This window comes from Pseudoxanthomonas sp. Soil82 (genome assembly GCF_040446535.1).
Lineage (GTDB): Bacteria > Pseudomonadota > Gammaproteobacteria > Xanthomonadales > Xanthomonadaceae > Pseudoxanthomonas > Pseudoxanthomonas kaohsiungensis.
This window is the reverse complement of the sequence record NZ_JBEAAK010000001.1, coordinates 147,060-166,120: the sequence shown is the minus strand read 5'-3', so window position 1 is coordinate 166,120 and position 19,061 is coordinate 147,060. Positions and strand designations below refer to the sequence as shown.

Sequence of the window (19,061 nt, the reverse complement as noted above, 5' to 3'; positions counted from 1 at the left end):
GGCGGCATGATCGCTGCTGCAAAGCAACATCGATGACGCCTCCGATGGCGCGATCCGGTTGACAAGGCACGCCTCGCGGCGGAAAGAATGTGACAACGTTGTTCCCGCCTGCGCACTCCTCATCGAGTCCGGGGCAGGTCCGGGGAAAACCGTCCAATCGCCGGGGAGGCACCGCACCCATGTCCGCAACCACCACAGCGCCCGCGCGCGCAGGCCTCGCCACGTCCATCGCGATCGTGGGCGGCCTGTTCTTCATCATCGGCTTCTTCACCTGGATCAACGGCCCGCTGATCACCTTCGTCAAGCTGGCCTTCGACGTCAGCGAGATCTCGGCGTTCCTGGTGCTGATGGTGTTCTACCTGTCGTACTTCTTCCTGGCGCTGCCTTCGTCCTGGATCCTCAAGGGCACGGGAATGAAGAAAGGCCTGGCGCTGAGCCTGGCGGTCATGGCGGTGGGCGCGATGATGTTCGGCGAGTTCGCCACCCGGCGCTGGTTCGGTGGCGCGCTGGGCGGACTGTTCGTGATCGGCGGCGGCCTGGCGCTGCTGCAGACCGCGGTCAACCCGTACATCTCGATCCTCGGTCCCATCGAGAGTGCGGCGCGGCGCATCGCGCTGATGGGCATCTGCAACAAGATCGCCGGCATCCTCGCACCGGTGGTGATCGGCTCGCTGGTGCTGCACGGCATCGGCGACCTGGCCAGCCAGGTCGAGGTGGCCGACGCGGCGACCAAGGCACAGCTGCTCAACGAGTTCGCCGCCAAGATCCACACCCCCTACCTGGTCATGGCCGGGATCCTCCTGCTGCTGGCGGTGGCGGTGCTGTTCTCGCCGCTGCCGGAGATCAGCCCGGCCGAGGCCAACGCGACGCCGGCCGCGGGCGGGGCCAGCGGACGCAGCAGCATCTTCCAGTTCCCGCACCTGTGGCTGGGCGTGCTGTGCCTGTTCGTCTACGTCGGCGCCGAGGTCATGGCGGGCGACGCGATCGGCACGTACGGCCATGCCTTCGGGCTGCCGCTGGACCAGACCAAGTTCTTCACGTCCTTCACCCTGGCGGCGATGCTGCTGGGCTACCTGGCCGGCCTGGTGCTGATCCCGCGCTACTTCTCGCAGGAGCGCTGGCTGAGCGTGTCGGCGGTCCTCGGCGTGCTGTTCTCGATCGGCGCGCTGCTGACGAAGGGCTACGCGTCGGTGGGCTTCGTCGCCGCGCTGGGCTTCGCCAACGCGATGATGTGGCCGGCAATCTTCCCGCTGGCGATCCGCGGGCTGGGCCGCTTCACCGAGACCGGTTCGGCGCTGCTGATCATGGGCATCGCCGGTGGCGCGATCATCCCGCAGGCGTTCGCCGTGCTGAAGCAGTACGCCGACTTCCAGTGGGTGTTCGCGGGGCTGATGGTGCCCTGCTATCTCTACATCCTCTACTACGCCCAGCGTGGCCACCGCGCCGGCCTGCCTGGCGGACGCGCGGGCGCAGGGTAATTGCCGCATCATGCACGGCGTACAGACCCACAAGGCGGAAAGCATGCGCAGGCCCACCATCAAGGACGTCGCCGAGCGGGCGAAGGTCTCGCTCAAGACGGTGTCGCGGGTGATCAACAACGAGCCGTCGGTGATGCAGGCCACGCGCTCGCGCGTGCTGGCCGCCATCGCCGAGCTCGACTACGAACCGGACGCCACCGCGCGCAACCTGCGCAGCGGCACGCCGTTCGTGATCGGGCTGGTGTACGACAACCCCAACCCGTACCACATCATCGGCGTGCAGAACGGCGTGCTGTCCGCCTGCCGGGAAACCGGCTTCGGCCTGCAGATCCAACCCTGCGATTCGACCTCGCCGCTGCTGGCCGAGGAGCTGGCCGAGTTCGTGCAGCGCTCGCGCCTGGCGGGCCTGGTGCTGACCGCGCCGATGTCCGAGCGCCCGGACCTGGTCGCCGCCCTGGTCGCGCGCGGTATCCGCGTGGTGCGGATCATCGCCGCCACCGATGATCCGGGCGATGGTCCCTGCGTCTACATCGACGACCGCGACGCCGCCTACGAGATCACCGAGCACCTGATCCAGCTTGGCCACCAGCGGATCGGATTCCTCTGGGGCGGCGCGCAGCACCGCTCCTCCGGCGAGCGCTATGCCGGTTACGAAGCGGCGCTGAAGGATTACGGCATCGCCCTGGACAAGCACCTGGTCGTACCCGGCGACTACACCTTCGACGACGGCTTCCGCGGCGCGCGCCGGCTCCTGGCCTTGCGCGAGCCACCTACCGCGATCTTCGGCAGCAACGACGAGATCGCCGCCGGCGTGCTGGCGGCGGCCAAGTCGGTCGGGCTCAACGTGCCCTACGACCTGTCCATCGCCGGTTTCGAGGACAGTCCGTTCTCGCGCCAGTCCTGGCCGGCGCTGACCACCGCCAAGCAGGCCACCGAAGAGATCGCCCGCCACGCCGCGCGTTTGCTGATCGGCGGCCTGCGCCAGGACGCCTACGACGACCATCCGCTGGCGGTCTCCAACCAGGGCTTCGTGCCGCAGCTGGTCGTGCGCGGCTCCACCGCGCCGGCGCCGCTGCAGGCGCGCCCACGACCTCCTTCCTCCTCCGAAGCATGACCATGTCGCTCGCGCTGCACGCCGGACTCCCGGCCGAAACCGAAACCCTGATGCACAACGAGGCGGCGCAGGCCGCCGAGGTGGTCGCCGCCCAGTTCGCCCGCAACCGCGAGGCCGTCGCCGCACTGGCCGCGCAACTGCGCGCCGCCCCGCCGCCGTTCGTGGCGACCTGCGCACGCGGCAGCTCGGACCATGCCGCCACCTACGCCAAGTACCTGATCGAAACCCAACTGGGCGTGGTCACCGCATCGCTGTCGCCCTCGATCGGTTCGGTCTACGCATCGCCGCTGAGGCTGGAGGGCGCGCTGTTCATCGCCATCTCGCAGTCCGGCAAGAGCCCGGACCTGCTGCGCAATGCCGAAGCGGCCAAGGCCTCGGGTGCGCGCGTGGTGGCGCTGGTGAACGTGGAGGATTCGCCGCTGGCGCGACTGGCCGACACGGTGATCCCGCTGGGCGCCGGTCCCGAAAAGAGCGTGGCGGCCACCAAGAGCTACCTGGCCTCGCTGGCCGCCATCGCCCAGCTGGTTGCGCACTGGAAGGACGATCCGGTCCTGCTCGCCGCATTGGACACGTTGCCGCAGGCCCTGCGCGATGCCTGGCAGCAGGACTGGTCGCCGCTCACGGACGGGCTGGTCGACGCGCGCAACCTGTTCGTGCTCGGTCGCGGCCTGGGCCTGGGCGCGGCCCAGGAAGCGGCGCTGAAGTTCAAGGAAACCTGTGGGCTGCATGCCGAGGCCTACAGCTCGGCCGAGGTCAAGCACGGGCCGATGGCGCTGGTCGGCTCCGGCTTCCCGGTACTGGTGTTCGCGCAGCCGGACGAAACCGGCCCCGGCGCGCTGGCCGTCGCCGACGAGTTCCACGGGCGCGGCGCCGAAGTCTGGGTCGCCTCGGCCGCGACCCGCGATGCAGGCAAGGGCTCAAGCGTGGCGCTGCCGCTGGCATCCGCCGCGCACCCGGCCCTTGCGCCGCTGCTGACCGTGCAGAGCTTCTACCGCGCGATCAACGCGCTGGCGCTGCGCCGCGGCCAAAACCCCGATCTTCCGCCGCACCTCAACAAGGTCACGGAGACCGTGTGATGGCAACGCGCGCGCTGGTCAACGCACGGGTACTGGTCGACGATGGTTTCCGCGACGACCTGGCGGTGCTGCTGGGCGACCGCGGCGACATCGCCGCGCTGGTCCCCGCAAGCCAGGCGCGCACGCAGGCGGACGAGATCGATGACCTGGCGGGAGGCTGGCTGGCGCCCGGCTTCATCGATGCCCAGGTCAACGGCGGCGGTGGCGTGCTGTTCAACAACGACACCAGCGTCGAGGCGATCGCGGCGATCGGCCGCGCCCATCGCCGCTTCGGCACCACCGGGTTCCTGCCCACCCTGATCAGCGACGACGCCGAGGTCATGGCGCGCGCCATCGGCGCGACCCGCGCCGCGATCGCCGCCGGCGTGCCGGGCGTACTCGGCGTGCACCTGGAAGGGCCTTACATCGCGCCGGCGCGAAAGGGCACGCACGACGCGGGCAAGTTCCGCGTGCCCGATGCCGCCGAAGTGGCGATGGCGACCTCGCTGGACAACGGCATCACGCTCATCACGCTGGCGCCCGAGCAGGTGCCGCTGGCGACGATCCGGGCGATGGCGGCGCGTGGCGCGATCGTGGTCGCCGGGCATACCGCCGCCAGCTACGAGCAGGCGCGCGCAGGCCTGGAGGCGGGACTGCGCGGCTTCACCCACCTGTACAACGCGATGTCGCCGCTGCAGGGCCGGGAGCCGGGCGCGGTCGGTGCCGCGCTCGAGGACCGCGACAGCTGGTGCGGGGTCATCGTCGACGGCGTGCACGTGCATCCGGGCAGCCTGCGCGTCGCGCTGGCGGCCAAGCCGCGCGGCAAGCTGTTCCTGGTGACCGACGCGATGCCGATGGTCGGCTCGGGCGACCCGGCATTCGCCCTGTACGGCGAAGTGATCACGGCGGTGGACGGCGTGGTGCGCAATGCCGCTGGCGCGCTGGCCGGCTCGGCGCTGGACATGGCCACCGCGGTGCGCAACTGCGTGCGGCTGCTCGGCCTGCCGCTCGACGAAGCCGCGCGGATGGCTTCGACCTATCCGGCCGACTTCCTCGGCCTGGGTGGGCGTTGCGGCCGCATCGCAGCGGGCCTGCAGGCCGACCTGGTCCTGCTGGACGAGTCGCTGGCCGTGCGGTCGACTTGGATCGCGGGCGTGCGCGAGGACGTGGCGTGACCAGGCTGGCGTCGCGGCGCCTCGCATGAGGGCATCGGGCCCGGCGAAGGCGCCACGTTTCGCCTCGGTCGACGCGCTGCGCGGCCTGACCGTGGCGGCGATGCTGCTGGTCAACAATCCCGGCGACTGGGGCCATGTCTATGCGCCCCTGCTGCATGCCGGGTGGCACGGCTGCACCCCGACCGACCTCGTGTTCCCGTTCTTCCTGTTCATCGTCGGCGTATCGATCGCGCTGGGCGTGGTACCGCGCCTGGAAGCAGGCGCATCCCGTGGCGCGCTGATGCGGACGCTCGCAGTGCGCGCGCTGCGCATCGTCGGCCTGGGCCTGCTGCTGCACCTGCTGGCGTGGTGGTGGCTGGACATGGCGCATTTCCGTCCCTGGGGCGTGTTGCAGCGCATCGGCCTGTGCTTCCTCGCGGCCGGTGCCGTGGCGTTGTGGTTGGCACCGAGGACGCAGTGGCTGCTGCTCGGCGGCCTGCTCCTGGGCTGGTGGGCGCTGCTGGCGTGGGGCGGGAGCCTCGCGCCGTGGGACAACCTCGCCAGCCGCGTCGATACCGCGTTGCTCGGGCCCTGGTTGTACCAGTTCGATCCCGCTACCGGGCGCGGGCATGACCCGGAGGGCCTGTTGAGCACGCTGGGTGCGCTGGCGACCACGCTGTTCGGCGTGCGGGCCGGCGACTGGTTGCGCCATGGTCGCCGGCGCGCTTTGTGCATCGCGGCGGTCGGCTCGCTGCTGCTCGGCCTGCTATGGGCGACGGTCCTGCCCTGGAACAAGCACCTGTGGACCCCGTCGTACGTGCTGTGGAGCGGCGGCTGGGCAATGCTGGCGCTGGCGGCGGCGCATGTGCTGGTCGATCGTCGCGGCTGGCCGGCGCTGGGCCGCAGTTTCGGGGTCAACGCGATCGCCGCCTATGCCGGATCGGCGGTGATGGTGTACGCGTTCGCCGCGCTCGGCTGGTGGGAACCCATCTATCGGGTCGGCTTCGCCGGCTGGATGGCGCCGCGCTTCGGTCCCTACCTGCCGTCCCTGGCCTTCGCCCTGGGGTTCGTGGGGTTCTGGTGGCTGGTGGTGCGCTGGATGGACCGGCGCGGATGGCACGTCCGGATCTGACCCTGGTTCGTCCGGCAGTGCCCTGATCAAGCCGGCGCGCACTGCGCGGCACGCGCCAGCAGCAGGGCGCGTTCGCGGCCATTGCCGGCCAACGCCGCGGCGCGCTCGAACTCGACGCGCGCCTCCGGTTCCCGGCCGAGCTTGAACAGCAGGTCGCCGCGCACGCTGGGCAGCAGGTGGTAGCCGGCCAGCTTCGGTTCGCCGCGCAATGCATCCACGCGTTCCAGCGCGACCTGCGGACCGAACGCCATCGACACCGCCACCGCGCGGTTGAGTTCGACCACCGGCGACGGCGCCAGCTGCGCCAGCGCGTCGTAGAGGGCGACGATGCGGACCCAGTCGGTGTCCGCCGCGGTGACCGCGCGCGCATGGCAGGCGGCGATCGCCGCCTGCAGGGCATACGGCCCGAGCGCGCCGCCGAGCCGCTGCGCGCGCTCCAGCGCCGCCAGGCCGCGCCTGATGAGCAGCCGGTCCCAGCGCGAGCGGTCCTGGTCCAGCAGCAGGATCGGCTCGCCGTCGGCGCCGATGCGCGCGTGCAGGCGCGAGGCCTGGATCTCCATCAGCGCCACCAGGCCGTGCACCTCGGACTCGTCGGGCATCAGCCCGGCCAGCACGCGGCCCAGGCGCAGCGCTTCCTCGCACAGCGCCGGGCGTATCCAGTCGTCGCCGGTGCTGGCCGCGTAGCCCTCGTTGAACACGAGGTAGACCACGCCCAGCACGGCCGACAGCCGTTCGGGCAGTTCCTCGCGGCGCGGTATCTCGAACGGCACGTTGGCTTCGGCCAGGGTCCGCTTGGCACGGACGATGCGCTGGGCCACGGTGGCTTCGGCGGCCAGGAACGCGCGCGCGATCTCGCCGGTCTCCAGGCCGCCGAGCAGGCGCAGGGTCAGGGCCACCCGCGATTCGGGCGGCAGCACCGGATGGCAACTGATGAACATCAGCCGCAGCAGGTCGTCGCCGACCGGATCGTCGAGCAGGTGTTCCTCGCGCCGGTCGGCGTCGTCCTGCAGCTGCTCCAGCTCGTAGGCGACCTGCAGGTGCTTCTCGTCGCGCAGCTTGAGGTGGCGCAGCCGGTCGATCGCGCGGTTGCGCGCGGTCGTGGTCAGCCATGCGCCCGGATTGTCCGGCACGCCGGTTTCCGGCCATTTCTCTAGGGCGGCGACCAGTGCGTCCTGGGCCAGCTCTTCGGCCAGGCCCACGTCGCGGACCATGCGCACCAGGCCGGCGATGACGCGTGCCGACTCCATCCGCCAGACGGCGTCGATGGCGCGGTGGATGTCGTGGTGGGTGCGGTCGGGGGTCATGCGCGGCGATCAGACCATCGCCGCGCAGGCCAGGCAAGTGCCGCCGCATTCATGCCTGCGGCGGCACCGCGTCGGGCGCCATGAAGAACGGCTCCCACTGGTGGCCGTCGAGGTCGGCCACGCTCTGCTGGTACATGAACCCGTAGTCGCGCGCCGGCTGGGTCACCGTCGCCCCGGCGGCCACCGCCTTGGCGACGAACGCATCGACCTCGTCGCGGCTGTCCATCGAAAGCGCCAGCAGGACTTCGGTCTGGCGGTGTGCATCGCTGATCGGCTTGGGCGTGAAGCCCTGGAAGAACGGCTGCACCAGAAGCATCACGAAGATGTCGTCGGACACGACCATGCAGGTCGCGTTCGCATCGGTGAACTGCGGGTTGAAGCTGAAGCCCAGGGCAGTGAAGAACGTGACCGACCGGTCCAGGTCCTGCACCGGCAGGTTGATGAAGATCTTGCGGGACATGCGGGTCTTCCTTGTGGCGAAGGGGCGCGGACGATCGACTGCGACGTCTCCGAACGGGCGGCCCGCTCAGCCGCCGGCGGCGATCTGGTCGCGCAGGCGACGTTCCTGCTCGCGCAGCTCGGGGGTGAATTCGGCGCCGAAGTCTTCGTCCTCGAACACCGGCCGGATCTCGATCTCGCTGTCCTCCATGTGCGGGTTGGGGCAGCGCTTGACCCATTCGATCGCCTCGTCCATCGACCGCACCTGCCACAGCCAGAAGCCGCAGACCAGTTCCTTGGTCTCGGTGAACGGGCCGTCGACCACGGTGCGCTGCTTGCCGGAAAACTGCACGCGGACGCCGCGCGAGGTCGGATGCAGGCCCTCGCCGGCCAGCATGACGCCGGCCTTGACCAGTTCCTCGTTGAACCGGCCCATGTCGGTCAGCAGCCGCTCGTCCGGCATCTGGCCGGCTTCGGAGCCGGCGGTGGCCTTCACTATCACCATGACGCGCATGTCGGGATCCTCTTGCGATGGAGGGAGCGCCCGGTGGGCTCCCGTGCCATGGCGACGGATGGCGGGAGGCGGAATCGACACGCCCGCCGTCGATCATCCCGCGTCCAGCTCCACGATCGGCTTGAAGCCACCCCAGAACATGCGCTTGCCGTCGAAGGGCATCTGTTCGCTGCCCATCCCGGCCACCCGCGGATCGGCCATGGCCGCCTTGTTGACCTTGTCGCGGTGCGCGCGGGAGCGATAGCGGATCCAGGAGAACACCACCACTTCGTCCGGCTTGAGCTTCACCGCCTGTGGGAACGACGTCAGCTTGCCCGGTTGGACGTCGTCTGCGACGGCCTCCACGTATTCCAGCGCGCCATGCTCCATCCAGACCTTGCCGGCCTTCCGCGCCAGCCTGCGATACGCGTCCACGTTGGCCCGGGGTACGGGCAGGACGAAACCATCCACGTACGACATCGTGCATTCCTCCTCTCGATGGGCGCCGGCAGCCCGGGCCTGCGGGAACGACGGGCGGACCGGGCGCGGATCGACACGATGCATCGCGGTTCGTTCACCCGGCGTGGTGGCGGCATGGCCGCAGCCGGCAGCCTGCGTGGCCTGCGCGCGGAGGCCAGGGCGTGCAGGCGGCCGTGCCGGCTGCCTTGGAGGTCAGCGCCGCAGCGTGCGGGCCGCGCCGATCGCGGCGATGCGCGCCTTGCGCACGGCCTCGCCGACCTGCGGGCCGCTGAGTCCGGCGCGTTCGGCCAGGTCGCGCGCGTTGACCGACATCGCGGCGGCGTGCAGGCGCAGCAGTTCCGGTCGTTGGGGATAGTCCGCATCCTCGCTGCCGAGGCGGCCACGCTTGTCCGCTTCGCAGGCCAGCGCGATGCGGGCCACGCGTTCGGGCCGCCGCAACGCGTCGCAGCGCTCCAGCAGCTCGAACACCGTGGCGTCGCGCAGTTCGGCCAGGCGATGCACGTTGAGGTGTTCGCGGCAGACGCACTCGGCCAGGCGGCGGTGCTCGAGCGGCACCTTGAGGCGTTCGCTCAGCGCGGCGAGTGGCTTGAGGCCGGCATGTTCATGGCCGACGTGCCTGGGAAGCGCGTGCTGCGGCGTCAGCGCCTTCCCGAGGTCGTGGGCCAGGGCGGCGAAGCCGACCAGGTCGTCGCCGGGCGCCAGGCGCGCGGCCATGTCGCTGACCAGCTGCTGGTGCACGCCGGTGTCGACCTCGGGATGGTACTCGGCGCGCTGCGGCACGCCGTACAGCGCGTCGACCTCGGGCAGGATCGATGCCAGCGCGCCGCAGTCGCGCAGCGTCGCCAGGAACGCCGAGGGACGCGGCGCGGCCAGCGCCTTGCGCAGCTCCTGCCACACCCGTTCAGGTACCAGCGTATCGAGTTCGCCGCTGGCGACCATGGAACGCATCAACGACAGCGTCTCCGGCGCCACCGTGAAGCCCAGCGGCGCCAGGCGGGCCATGAAGCGGCCGGCGCGCAGCACGCGCAGCGGGTCCTCGGCGAAGGCCGGACCGACATGGCGCAGCACGCGCGCATCGATGTCGTCCGCGCCGCGGTACGGATCGACCAGCTCGCCGCGTGCATCGCGGGCGATGGCGTTGATCGTGAAGTCCCGCCGCTGCAGGTCTTCCTCGAGGGTCACCGCCGGGTCGGCATCGACCACGAACCCGCGATGGCCCCGGCCGCTCTTGCGCTCGGTGCGGGCAAGCGCATGCTCCTCGCCGGTGTCCGGATGCAGGAACACCGGGAAGTCGCGGCCGACGGCCCTGAAGCCGGCTTCGAGCATCTGCCGTGGCGTGGCGCCGACCACCACCCAGTCGCGGTCGCCGGGCGGCAGTCCGAGCAGCGCATCGCGGACCGCGCCGCCGACAAGGTAGGTATCCATGCCGCGCATCGTATCGCGCCCCGTGGAGCGGGGCTTGCCCAGCTGCATGCGTGCAGTGTTGGGCCGCTTGCTCCTTGGGCTTCGCCAGCCGTGGAGTAGCGGGGCAAGCCCCGCTCTACGGGCCGGGGCAGGCGAAGCGCTTGCGCGCGCCCTCGGTGCGGCCGAGCATGCGCTGGCTCACCGGCAACGCGTCGCCGTTGAGCAGCCAGTCGTAGATCACGCTGAAGGCCATGACCCGGGCCACGTAGTCGCGGGTCTCCTTGTAGCTGATCGTCTCGATCCACAGGTCGGGGTCGTGCGCGGGGCGCTGCGAAAGCCAGCGCGCCGTCGGCGTCGGTCCGGCGTTGTATGCGGCGATCGCCTGGTAGGTCTGGCCGTACTTGTCTTCCATCTCGCGCAGGTAGGCGCTGCCCAGGGCGATGTTGGTGGACGAGTCGTACAGGCTCTCGGCACCGGCGTAGGGCAGGCCGGTGCGCTGGGCGACGCCGGCGGCGGTGCCCGGCAGCAGCTGCATCAGGCCGCGCGCGTTGGCCGGCGAGCGCGCATTCGGGTTGAAGATGCTCTCGGCACGGATCTCGGCGGCGATCCAGGCCGGATCGAGCTCGTTGCGCGTTGCCGCAACGCGGATGTCGGCGTCGTGGTGCAGCGGAAAGCGCAGCTTGTACAGGCGCTGTTCGTCGGGCGACTTGCCCAGCGAGAAGACCGCGCGGTCGAACCAGCCCTGTTCCTGCGCCAGCGCCACGGCCGTGCGGCGCCTCGCGTCGTCGAAGCGGGTCAGCGCGTCGTTCCATTCGCGCACCGCCCAGCCGGGCTGGTCGATCCGGTACAGCGCCAACGCGCGGACCAGGGCCGGATCGGCGGCCACTTCCCGGCGCAACGCCGGCGGATCCGACGGTTCCCACGGGCAGAGCGCATAGGGCAGTTGCAGCCGGTCGGCGGCGAGGAAGCCATGGAAGGTCGGCGAGGCGGCGGCGGCGCGGAACAGCGACTGGGCCTCGGCCCGGTGGCCGTTCTTCTCCAGCATCCGTGCCTCGAACCAGCGCCAGCGCGAATCCTCGCGTTGCTTGGCCGGCATCAGGCGGATCGCGTCGAGCGCGGCCTTCCAGTCGCCGCGGGCGAGCGCTTCGCGCGCACGCCACTCGTGCAGGCGCTCGTCATAGGCCGCCGCCGGCACGGCCGCCAGGCGGCGTGCCGATTCGGGCAGGTACGAGGCCACCGTCCAGAGGGCGACCTGGTAGAGCACCTTGCCGCGCTCGGCTTCGTCCATGCCCAGCAGCGGTGCCAGCTGCGCGAGCTGGCGCTCGGCCGCATCCGGATCGTCCTTGGCCAGCCGGGCCAGGCCCGCGGCGGCGACCTGGCGGCTGCGCGCGTCGCGCGGCCACTGCGCGGCGCGGGTGTGCGGGGCCTGGACGAAGGCGGCGTAGTCCTGGGCCAGGGCCAGCGCGTCGGCGGGCAGGCCGCGCGCCGCACTGCGCATCACCCCCGTTTCGCCCTCGGCCACGGCCAGGTCGAAGCGTTCCCAGCGCAGCGCATCGCCCAGCGCGCCGCGAGCGGCGAGCGTGGCGAAGGTCGCATCGCAGGCATCGGGCAGCGACTTGCCGCTGCGCCACAAGGCCTGGGCCTCGCTGTTCCACTCGGCACCGGCGCGGCCGAGTGCCTGCTGCGCGTTCAGGCGCGCGCAGCGCAGGCCCGGATCGTCGCTGGGCGTCCAGTCGGCGAGGAAGTCGGCCCACCGTTCGCGTCGCGACAGTGATGCCAGCCACAGCGGACGCAGCGCGGCGGCCGCGGCCTGGCCGTCGTGGCGCTGCAGGAACGCGCGGACCTGGCCGGCGTCGGCGTTGTCGAGGTCGCGCGACAGGCGCGCGAACTCCAGCCATGGCCAGCGTGGGTCGCCGCGCAGTGCATCGGCCTGGCTGGGGGCGAGCCGGCCGGCCTTCGCCGCGGCGATGGCGTCCTGCATGGCCGCATCGTTGGCGGCACCCGCGCCCGCCACCTGCGCGACGGCGGGTGCGGCCAAGAGGACGAGCGAGGGCAACAGCACCCCGGCCAGCAGGGCGCGATGCAATCGTTGCAATGACGGGATGGTGGCCGGGCGCGACATGCGTTCGAATATACCCAACGCGCCTGAATGGCCGTGATGACGCGACGCCCCACCGGCACGCTGCTCGTCCGGCCCCGTGGCGCCCGCCTGGAGTCGCAGCCTTGTCGCCGATGATGTTCCTGCTGTTCCCGTTGCTTGGCGTGGTCGCCGGCATCCTCGCCGGCCTGCTCGGCATCGGCGGTGGCCTGGTGCTGGTCGCCGCACTGGCCTGGCTGCTGCCGCTGTTCGGCGTGCCGCAGGACGCGGCGATGCACGCGGCCCTGGCCAGTTCGCTGGCCAGCATCGTCCTCACTGCAGCCTCCTCCGCGCGGGCGCATGCCCGTCGCGGCAGCGTGCTCTGGCCGACGGTGGCCTGGATGGTGCCTGGACTGCTGCTCGGCGCCTGGCTCGGCAGCGGGCTGGCGGTCGCGCTGGACGATGGCGTGCTGCGCTGGATCGTGGCGGTCTACTGCCTGGTCGCCGCCTGGCAGATCGGTTTCGGCCGCACCCGTGCGCCGGCCGACGGCACCGAGGTCGCGGCCCCGCGCGGCTGGCCGATGAGCCTGGCCGGCGGCGGGATCGGCGCGCTGTCGGCGGTGGTCGGCATCGGTGGCGGCAGCATGACCGTGCCGTTGCTGGTGTGGCGCGGAGTGAAGCCGGTGCGCGCGGTCGGCACTTCCAGCGCTTGCGGCGTCGCGATCGGCCTGTCGTCCGCGCTGGGCTATGCGATGCATGCGCCGGCCGGTGCGCTGCCGGCTCACGCGATCGGCTACGTGTACCTGCCCGCCGCGATCGGCGTGGCGGTGGCGTCGGTGCTGTCGGCGCCGTGGGGCACGCGCCTGGCGCACCGGCTCAGCGGCGAGGCCCTGCGCAAGGTGTTCGCGCTGTTCCTGTTGCTGGTCGGGCTGACCGTGCCGTGGTCGGGCTGACGGCGCCCGCCGCGCCCGTCGTGGTCACAGGAGGCGGTCGATCGGCGCCGCGCGCCGCCGCCATCGCGCATGCACGGTCGCGGCGGGCCGGCTTCCGCGGTAGCGCACACGGGATCAGCCGCCGCAGCTGGTGCTGACGATCTTCGCCAGGCGGTCGTACTCGGCCTGCCGCTTCTCCACGTTGTCGGGATGGGCGAAGCGCCAGCGCGTTTCGGCTTCGCGCGCGTAGCGCCGCCAGGCGTCGCAGGTGGCGCCGTCGGGCACGCGCGAGCACTGGTCGCGCACCACCTCGCAGGCGCGTCCGGCGCCTGCGGCCGGATTGCCGTCCAGGCCCACCGTGCGCAGCGGCAGGCAGCGCGGCGGCACCTCCTGTTCCTCGGACAGGTAACTGTCGTTGTCGTAGGTCGCGCAACGGAACAGTGGCGGCGGGGGCGGGCGGTCCGGGTCGGGTGGCGCGGTGTCCGCCGCCGGCATGCGTGGCAGGTTCGCGCTGTCGAGGATGCGTGGTTCGGGGCCGGTGCTGGTGGTGACGAACTCGCGGCCGGCGCCGGCCTGGGGCGGGGCTGCCTGGGCCGGAGCGGACAGGAAGATGGGCGTGTCCTCGGGCTGCGGTGCGTTCGCGGGCGCCGCCGCCGCGGGCGCCGTTGTCGAGGCTGGCGGGGCGTTGGCGCCGGAGAGGGAGCTGGGCACACCCTGCATCTGCTGCTCGCGCTGGGTGCTGCCGGCCGGGCATGGCTTGTTCTGCACGGTGAGGACGCCGGCGGCATCGGTGCAGCGGTAGATCGTCACCGGCTGCGCGGCAACGGGTGACGCGTGCAGCAGGCAGGCCAGCAGTGCGGCCAGGGGGCGGAGCAAGCGGGAAGCAGCGGAACCAGGCATCGGTGGTCAGTAGCCGGGGCAGTGGTCGGCCAGGTGCGCATCGATCTGGCGCTGTTCGCGATCCAGTTCCGTGCGCTGGCTGGGCATGGCCGCATGGTAGACGCGGAGGATCTCGTAGCGGCGATCGGAGAGCCGCGCGCACACCTCGTCCTGCGACAGGCGGATGCAGGGGTCACGCACCCAGGTGCCACCGGGCACGACCACGCCCGGCAGTGGCGGACGCGGGCCGTGGCCAGGGCCATGGGCCGGCAAGGGCGATGTCGTGGGCGCCGACGCGGGACGGACGGGCGGCAAGGGTGGTCGCGGCGGGGGTCGTGGGCCGGGCCCGACCGGATAGCCCAGTGTCCACAGCGGCACCCAGCGCTGGTTTCCTTGGTCGCTGTCGCTGGTGTAGGTCGTGCCATCCGGCGCGGTGCACTCGTACATCGGACGCGGTGCCTGCACGGTGACCACGCGCACCTCGCGCGGCAGCGGATCGGCCGCCGGCGGCGCGGGCGCCGCGGCGGTGGATGCGGTACGCGGCGGCGGATCCTGCGGGCGCTGCATCCGCACCACTTCCTGGCGTTCGCCGCTGCGGCACGGCGAGTCGCGCAGCGCGACCAGCTGGCCCTTGCTGTCGGTGCAGCGATAGACGGTCACGCCGCTCGCGGCCGGTGCCTGGGCGATGGCGGCCGACGGCGTCAGCAGTGCAGCCAGCAGCGGCGCGATGATGCCAAGGCGTCGCATGTCACTCCTACGGGCGGCATGGCGAGGACGCCATCCTAGCGCGCCATGCGTCGCCGGTCGCGGCGGCCAGTCGCTCAGAACCGCAGCACGCTGCCATCCAGGGCCACGCGGATCGGGGTGGGCTGGGCCAGTCCACCGGTTTCGCCCGCGACGATGCCGTCGATCGCATCGTCCAGCAGCGGATCCAGTTCGCCGCGTGCGTAGGCGGGCGGTTCGCCGCCACGGTTGGCGCTGGTGGACACCAGGGCGCCGCCGAACCCTTCGCACAGCGCGGTCACCACCGGATGGGCACTGATGCGCACGGCGATGCTGTCGCGCCCGCCGGTGATCCATGCCGGGGCGTCGGCCGCGGCAGGCATCACCCAGGTATGCGGGCCGGGCCAGCTGGCCAGTACCACGGCCAGGCGATCGGGCGGCAGCGCGGGCAGGTCGAGCCAGCGCCGCAGCGGGTCCAGGTGCGCGGCGACCAGGATCAGGCCCTTGTCGACCGGACGCTGCTTGAGCTCCAGCAGGCGCAGCACTGCAGCCTCGTTGTCCGGGTCGCAGCCCAGGCCCCAGACCGCCTCGGTCGGGTAGGCGAGCACGCCGCCCCGTTGCAACAACGGGGCGGCTTCGTCGATGGCGAGTGTGCGGGCCATGGCGGGCGATCTTAGCCGTGGGTTTGATGGCACGGGATGAAGACCGCGGGTGATCGCAGTCCCAGAACGGCGGGTCTCAGAACGGCGGGGCGTCGTCGGCACTGCCACGGGCGGCGGACTTGGCTGCCTTCCTGGCTGGAGCCTTCTTGGCAGCCGTCTTCTTCGCGGCCTTCTTCGTCGCCTTCTTGGCGGGTGCCTTCCTGGCCGCAGCCTTGGCCGGTGCGGCTTCCTTGGCCACGGCCTTGGTCGCCTTCTTCGCCGCGGCCTTCTTGGCCACCGCCTTCTTCGCGCCGAAACCGCGGCGGGCCGGCTTGCCGGTCTCCTCCATCAGCTTCTGCACTTCGGCCAGGCTCAGCGACGATGGCTCGCGGTCCTTGGGGATCTTGCCGTTGAGCTTGCCGTCGCTCAGGTACGGGCCGAAGCGCCCGTTGAGCACCTGGATGTCGCTGCCGGGGAACTCCTTGATCACGCGGTTGCGCGCGATCTCCTCCTTCTCCTCGACCAGGAACACCGCGCGCGCCAGGTCGATCTTGTACGGATCGTCCTCCTTCTTGAGCGACGCGTAGGTGCTGCCGCGCTTGGCGAACGGGCCGAAGCGGCCGATGCCGACGCTGACCTGCTCGCCGTTGCTCTCGCCCAGCTGCCGCGGCATGTCGAACAGCTTCAGCGCATCCTCCAGCGAGATCGAGTAGATGCTCTGGCCCGGCTGCAGCGAGGCGAACTTCGGCTTCTCCTCGTCATCGACCGTGCCGATCTGCACCATCGGCCCGAAGCGGCCGATGCGCGCGCTGACCTCCTTGCCGCTCTTGGGATCGGTGCCAAGCGAGCGCGAGCTGCCGGCGTCGGTGCGGTCCAGCGATTCCTTCTTGTCCTCGACCAGTTCCTTGAACGGAGCCCAGAACTTCTCCATCAGCGGAACCCACTCCTCCTCGCCGCGGGAGACGGCGTCGAGCTCGTCCTCGAGCCTGGCGGTGAAGTCGTAGTCCACGTAGCGGGTGAAGTGGCCGGACAGGAACTTGCTGACCGCGCGGCCCACGTCGGTGGGCTTGAACGCGCGGCCCTCCATCTCGGCGTACTTGCGGAACAGCAGGGTCTGGATGATCGAGGCGTAGGTCGAAGGCCGGCCGATGCCGTACTCCTCCAGCGCCTTGACGAGCGCCGCTTCGGTGAAGCGCGGCGGCGGCTGGGTGAAGTGCTGGTCGGCGTGGATACGGTCCAGCGGCACGCGCTCGCCCGGCTTGAGCGGCGGCAGCTTGCGTCCCTCGTCCTCGTCCTCGGCGGCTTTGCTGTCCTTGCCTTCCTCGTACACCGCCAGGAAGCCGGGGAATACCACGGTGGTGCCGCTGGCGCGGAACACGTGCTCGCTGCCGGCGGCCAGGTCGACCGAGACGGTGTTGAGCGTGGCCGGGACCATCTGGCTGGCGACCGCGCGCTTCCACACCAGTTCGTAGAGCTTGCGCTCGTCGTCGGTGAGGAAGCGCGAGACCTGCGCCGGCGTGCGCAGCGCGGAGGTCGGGCGCACCGCTTCGTGCGCTTCCTGGGCGTTCTTGGACTTGGTCTGGTAGGTGTTGGGCTTGTCCGGCACCGAGGCGGTGCCGTAGTCGCGCGCGATCACGTCGCGGATCTCGGCCAGCGCCTCCTGCGACAGGTTGACCGAGTCGGTACGCATGTAGCTGATCAGGCCGACGGTGCCCTCGTCGCCCAGGTTCACGCCTTCGTACAGCTTCTGCGCGACCTGCATGGTCTTGCGCGTGGTGAAGCCGAGCTTGCGCGACGCTTCCTGCTGCAGCGTGGAAGTCGTGAACGGCGGGGCCGGGCGGCGCTTGCGCTCCTTGCTGGCCACGTCGGTGACGTGCAGCGCGCCGGCGGCGGCCTGCTGCAGGCGCAGGCGTGCTGCCTCGGCCGTCTCGCCGTCGGTGATGGTGAACTGCTCGAACTTCTGCCCGTCCAGCTTGACCAGCTTGGCGGTGAACGGCTGCGAGGCGTGCGCCAGCTCGGCGCCGATGCTCCAGTATTCGCGCGCCTTGAACGCCTCGATCTCCTCCTCGCGCTCGACGATCATGCGCAGCGCCGGCGATTGCACCCGGCCGGCGGACAGTCCCGGCTGCACCTTGCGCCACAGCACCGGCGAGAGGTTGAAGCCGACCAGGTAGTCCAGCGCGCGGCGCGCCTGCTGGGCGTCGACCAGGTCGCCGGCGATCGAACGCGGCTGGGTCATCGCCTCCTTGATCGCGCGCGGGGTGATCTCGGTGAACACCACCCGGTGCATCGGCTTGTCGAGCCCGCGCTCGCGCAGGATCTCGGCGATGTGCCAGCTGATCGCCTCGCCCTCGCGGTCCGGGTCGGTCGCCAGCCAGATGTCGTCGGCGCCCTTGGCGGCCCTGGCGATGGCCTCGACGTGCTTCTCGTTCTTCTCGATCAGGTCGTAGCGCATGGCGAAGCCGCGCTCGGGGTCGACCGCGCCCTCCTTCGGCACCAGGTCGCGGACATGGCCATAGGAGGCCAGGACGGTGAAGTCCTTGCCGAGGTATTTGTTGATCGTCTTGGCCTTGGCGGGCGACTCGACGATGAGCAGGTGCTTGGGCATGGCGGCATTCTGGGGGGTACGGCGGCGGTCCTTCCGGGACCGGATGCGGGCGGTGAGCGTCGTGTGAAGGAGCGTCCGCCAGAGAAGCCGACGCCCGGGGGAGGTCCCCCGGGCGCGGTCGCTGTCCTTTTTATACGTGAATCACGCCGCGGCCGGCCGTGTCAAGCCGGCCGCGCCCGGCCCCCGTCCCGGCCTACCCCTTCATCGAGGAAATCAGGCCGACCATGGCCAGGCCCACCGCCAGCGCGCCGGCGATGAACAGGCCGAACAGCACGAGGATGACCACGGTGACCGTGCCGAGGCCGCGTTCCTGCCACTCCGGGCGGTCGGTGAAGGCCCACTTGTCGACCACCAGGGTGTCGCAGAGCATGTCGTGCAGGGCCTGCTTGCGCTCGGTGAAGGCCACCATCAGGCCGGAGATCAGGACGCCGATGCCGCAGGTCATCAGCACGAACAGGAAGTACGCCACGTACCGCAGCAGCGCGCGCCAGAAGCCCACCGGCTCGCCGCTGGTGCGCACCACCTTCACGCCCACGGCCATCTTGCCGAGGCTGGCCTGGGTGCCGGACGAGTGCATCCAGGCGAAGTACAGCGCCGGCAGGCCCAGGCTGATGCCGTAGTAGAGCAGCATGAAGGTCACGCTGGCGCCCGCGCCGGCCAGCTCGTTCTGGGCCAGGCTCGACAGGCTCAGGCCGAACAGCAGCATCAGCGGGATCAGCAGCGCGTAGGTGAGGATCGCGGTAACGATGCCATCGAGGAAGCTGGCCGCGACGCGGCGCCAGAGTCCGCCCATCACCACGTCGCCACCGTGGACCGGGGCCGGGCCGGCGTGACTGTCGAAACCGGTGGCCGGCGCCGCGTAGGGGCTGTAGGCGCCGGCCGCGGTCGCCAGCATTTCCGCCGGCACGTCGCCCGCGGGGCCCAGGGTGGGTTCGACCCGGAAGTCCAGCGTCGCCGGCGCCTCGTCCAGGCCCAGTTCGCCGCGCAGCGACCCCAGCGGCTGCCACGCCGGCAGGCCGTCGCGCCAGACCAGGGTCGCGGCGTCGATCTCGCCGGCGCGGAAGCGCTGGGCCAATGCCTCGGCGCTCTGGGGGCCGATCTGCCGGCGCTGGCGGTCGGCGTAATACCACTCGGTCATGCGTTGCGTTC

At 71.2% G+C, this 19,061-nt stretch carries 17 protein-coding genes; 6 read left to right on the top strand and 11 right to left on the bottom strand.

Features of this window, described 5'->3' with window-relative positions; translation table 11 throughout:
• Positions 1–179 precede the first annotated feature (179 nt).
• Genes ABKA19_RS00740 through ABKA19_RS00720 form a run of 5 tightly spaced genes read left to right on the top strand, consistent with a single transcriptional unit; the run spans position 180 to position 5,933 of the window.
• Positions 180–1,478 (top strand): sugar MFS transporter, encoded by a 1,299-nt coding sequence (locus ABKA19_RS00740; RefSeq protein ID WP_353687213.1) that lies wholly within the window; start codon positions 180–182, stop codon positions 1,476–1,478.
• Between the two features lie 43 nt (positions 1,479–1,521).
• Positions 1,522–2,592, top strand: coding sequence for a LacI family DNA-binding transcriptional regulator (locus tag ABKA19_RS00735; protein ID WP_162376883.1), 1,071 nt, complete (start codon positions 1,522–1,524; stop codon positions 2,590–2,592).
• Positions 2,593–2,594: 2 nt separating this feature from the next.
• Positions 2,595–3,668 carry an SIS domain-containing protein gene (locus ABKA19_RS00730; RefSeq protein ID WP_353687212.1) on the top strand — a complete coding sequence of 358 codons (1,074 nt, stop codon included), beginning with the start codon at positions 2,595–2,597 and terminating at the stop codon, positions 3,666–3,668.
• Positions 3,668–4,822 carry an N-acetylglucosamine-6-phosphate deacetylase gene (gene nagA, locus ABKA19_RS00725; protein WP_353687211.1) on the top strand — a complete coding sequence of 385 codons (1,155 nt, stop codon included), beginning with the start codon at positions 3,668–3,670 and terminating at the stop codon, positions 4,820–4,822. The genes ABKA19_RS00730 and nagA overlap by 1 nt, the downstream gene beginning before the upstream one ends.
• A 25-nt stretch (positions 4,823–4,847) precedes the next feature.
• Positions 4,848–5,933, top strand: coding sequence for an acyltransferase family protein (locus ABKA19_RS00720; protein ID WP_353687210.1), 1,086 nt, complete (start codon positions 4,848–4,850; stop codon positions 5,931–5,933).
• Between the two features lie 26 nt (positions 5,934–5,959).
• On the opposite strand, the gene ABKA19_RS00715 is transcribed toward ABKA19_RS00720, so the two are convergent.
• The 6 genes from ABKA19_RS00715 to ABKA19_RS00690 all read right to left on the bottom strand — a co-directional run bounded on the left by ABKA19_RS00715 (position 5,960) and on the right by ABKA19_RS00690 (position 12,174).
• Positions 5,960–7,237 (bottom strand): RNA polymerase sigma factor, encoded by a 1,278-nt coding sequence (locus ABKA19_RS00715; protein ID WP_353687209.1) that lies wholly within the window; start codon positions 7,235–7,237, stop codon positions 5,960–5,962.
• Positions 7,238–7,286: 49 nt separating this feature from the next.
• Complete coding sequence (locus ABKA19_RS00710; RefSeq protein ID WP_353687208.1) at positions 7,287–7,697, bottom strand: VOC family protein; 411 nt, start codon at positions 7,695–7,697, stop codon at positions 7,287–7,289.
• Between the two features lie 66 nt (positions 7,698–7,763).
• A complete protein-coding gene (locus ABKA19_RS00705; protein WP_353687207.1) occupies positions 7,764–8,189 on the bottom strand; it encodes a YciI family protein in 426 nt (141 codons plus the stop codon).
• A gap of 93 nt (positions 8,190–8,282) precedes the next feature.
• Complete coding sequence (locus ABKA19_RS00700) at positions 8,283–8,648, bottom strand: DUF1428 domain-containing protein (RefSeq protein ID WP_162376889.1); 366 nt, start codon at positions 8,646–8,648, stop codon at positions 8,283–8,285.
• Positions 8,649–8,840: 192 nt separating this feature from the next.
• The gene (locus tag ABKA19_RS00695; protein WP_353687206.1) at positions 8,841–10,073 is read right to left on the bottom strand and encodes a multifunctional CCA addition/repair protein; all 1,233 of its coding nucleotides are present in this window, start codon (positions 10,071–10,073) and stop codon (positions 8,841–8,843) included.
• Positions 10,074–10,188: 115 nt separating this feature from the next.
• Positions 10,189–12,174, bottom strand: coding sequence for a transglycosylase SLT domain-containing protein (locus ABKA19_RS00690; RefSeq protein ID WP_353687205.1), 1,986 nt, complete (start codon positions 12,172–12,174; stop codon positions 10,189–10,191).
• 110 nt (positions 12,175–12,284) lie between these two features.
• Between ABKA19_RS00690 and ABKA19_RS00685 the strand changes: the two genes are divergently transcribed.
• Positions 12,285–13,082, top strand: coding sequence for a sulfite exporter TauE/SafE family protein (locus ABKA19_RS00685; RefSeq protein ID WP_353688010.1), 798 nt, complete (start codon positions 12,285–12,287; stop codon positions 13,080–13,082).
• A 114-nt stretch (positions 13,083–13,196) separates the two neighbouring features.
• On the opposite strand, the gene ABKA19_RS00680 is transcribed toward ABKA19_RS00685, so the two are convergent.
• From ABKA19_RS00680 to ABKA19_RS00660, 5 genes are all read right to left on the bottom strand, one after another.
• Complete coding sequence (locus tag ABKA19_RS00680) at positions 13,197–13,937, bottom strand: DUF4124 domain-containing protein (protein ID WP_353687204.1); 741 nt, start codon at positions 13,935–13,937, stop codon at positions 13,197–13,199.
• Between the two features lie 30 nt (positions 13,938–13,967).
• Positions 13,968–14,687 carry a hypothetical protein gene (locus ABKA19_RS00675; protein ID WP_353687203.1) on the bottom strand — a complete coding sequence of 240 codons (720 nt, stop codon included), beginning with the start codon at positions 14,685–14,687 and terminating at the stop codon, positions 13,968–13,970.
• A gap of 74 nt (positions 14,688–14,761) precedes the next feature.
• On the bottom strand, positions 14,762–15,325 hold the full coding sequence (gene tsaC, locus ABKA19_RS00670; RefSeq protein ID WP_353687202.1) for an L-threonylcarbamoyladenylate synthase type 1 TsaC: 564 nt from the start codon (positions 15,323–15,325) through the stop codon (positions 14,762–14,764).
• 76 nt (positions 15,326–15,401) lie between these two features.
• Positions 15,402–17,912 (bottom strand): DNA topoisomerase I, encoded by a 2,511-nt coding sequence (locus ABKA19_RS00665; RefSeq protein ID WP_353687201.1) that lies wholly within the window; start codon positions 17,910–17,912, stop codon positions 15,402–15,404.
• 193 nt (positions 17,913–18,105) lie between these two features.
• Positions 18,106–19,050 (bottom strand): RDD family protein, encoded by a 945-nt coding sequence (locus ABKA19_RS00660; RefSeq protein ID WP_353687200.1) that lies wholly within the window; start codon positions 19,048–19,050, stop codon positions 18,106–18,108.
• Positions 19,051–19,061 lie beyond the last annotated feature (11 nt).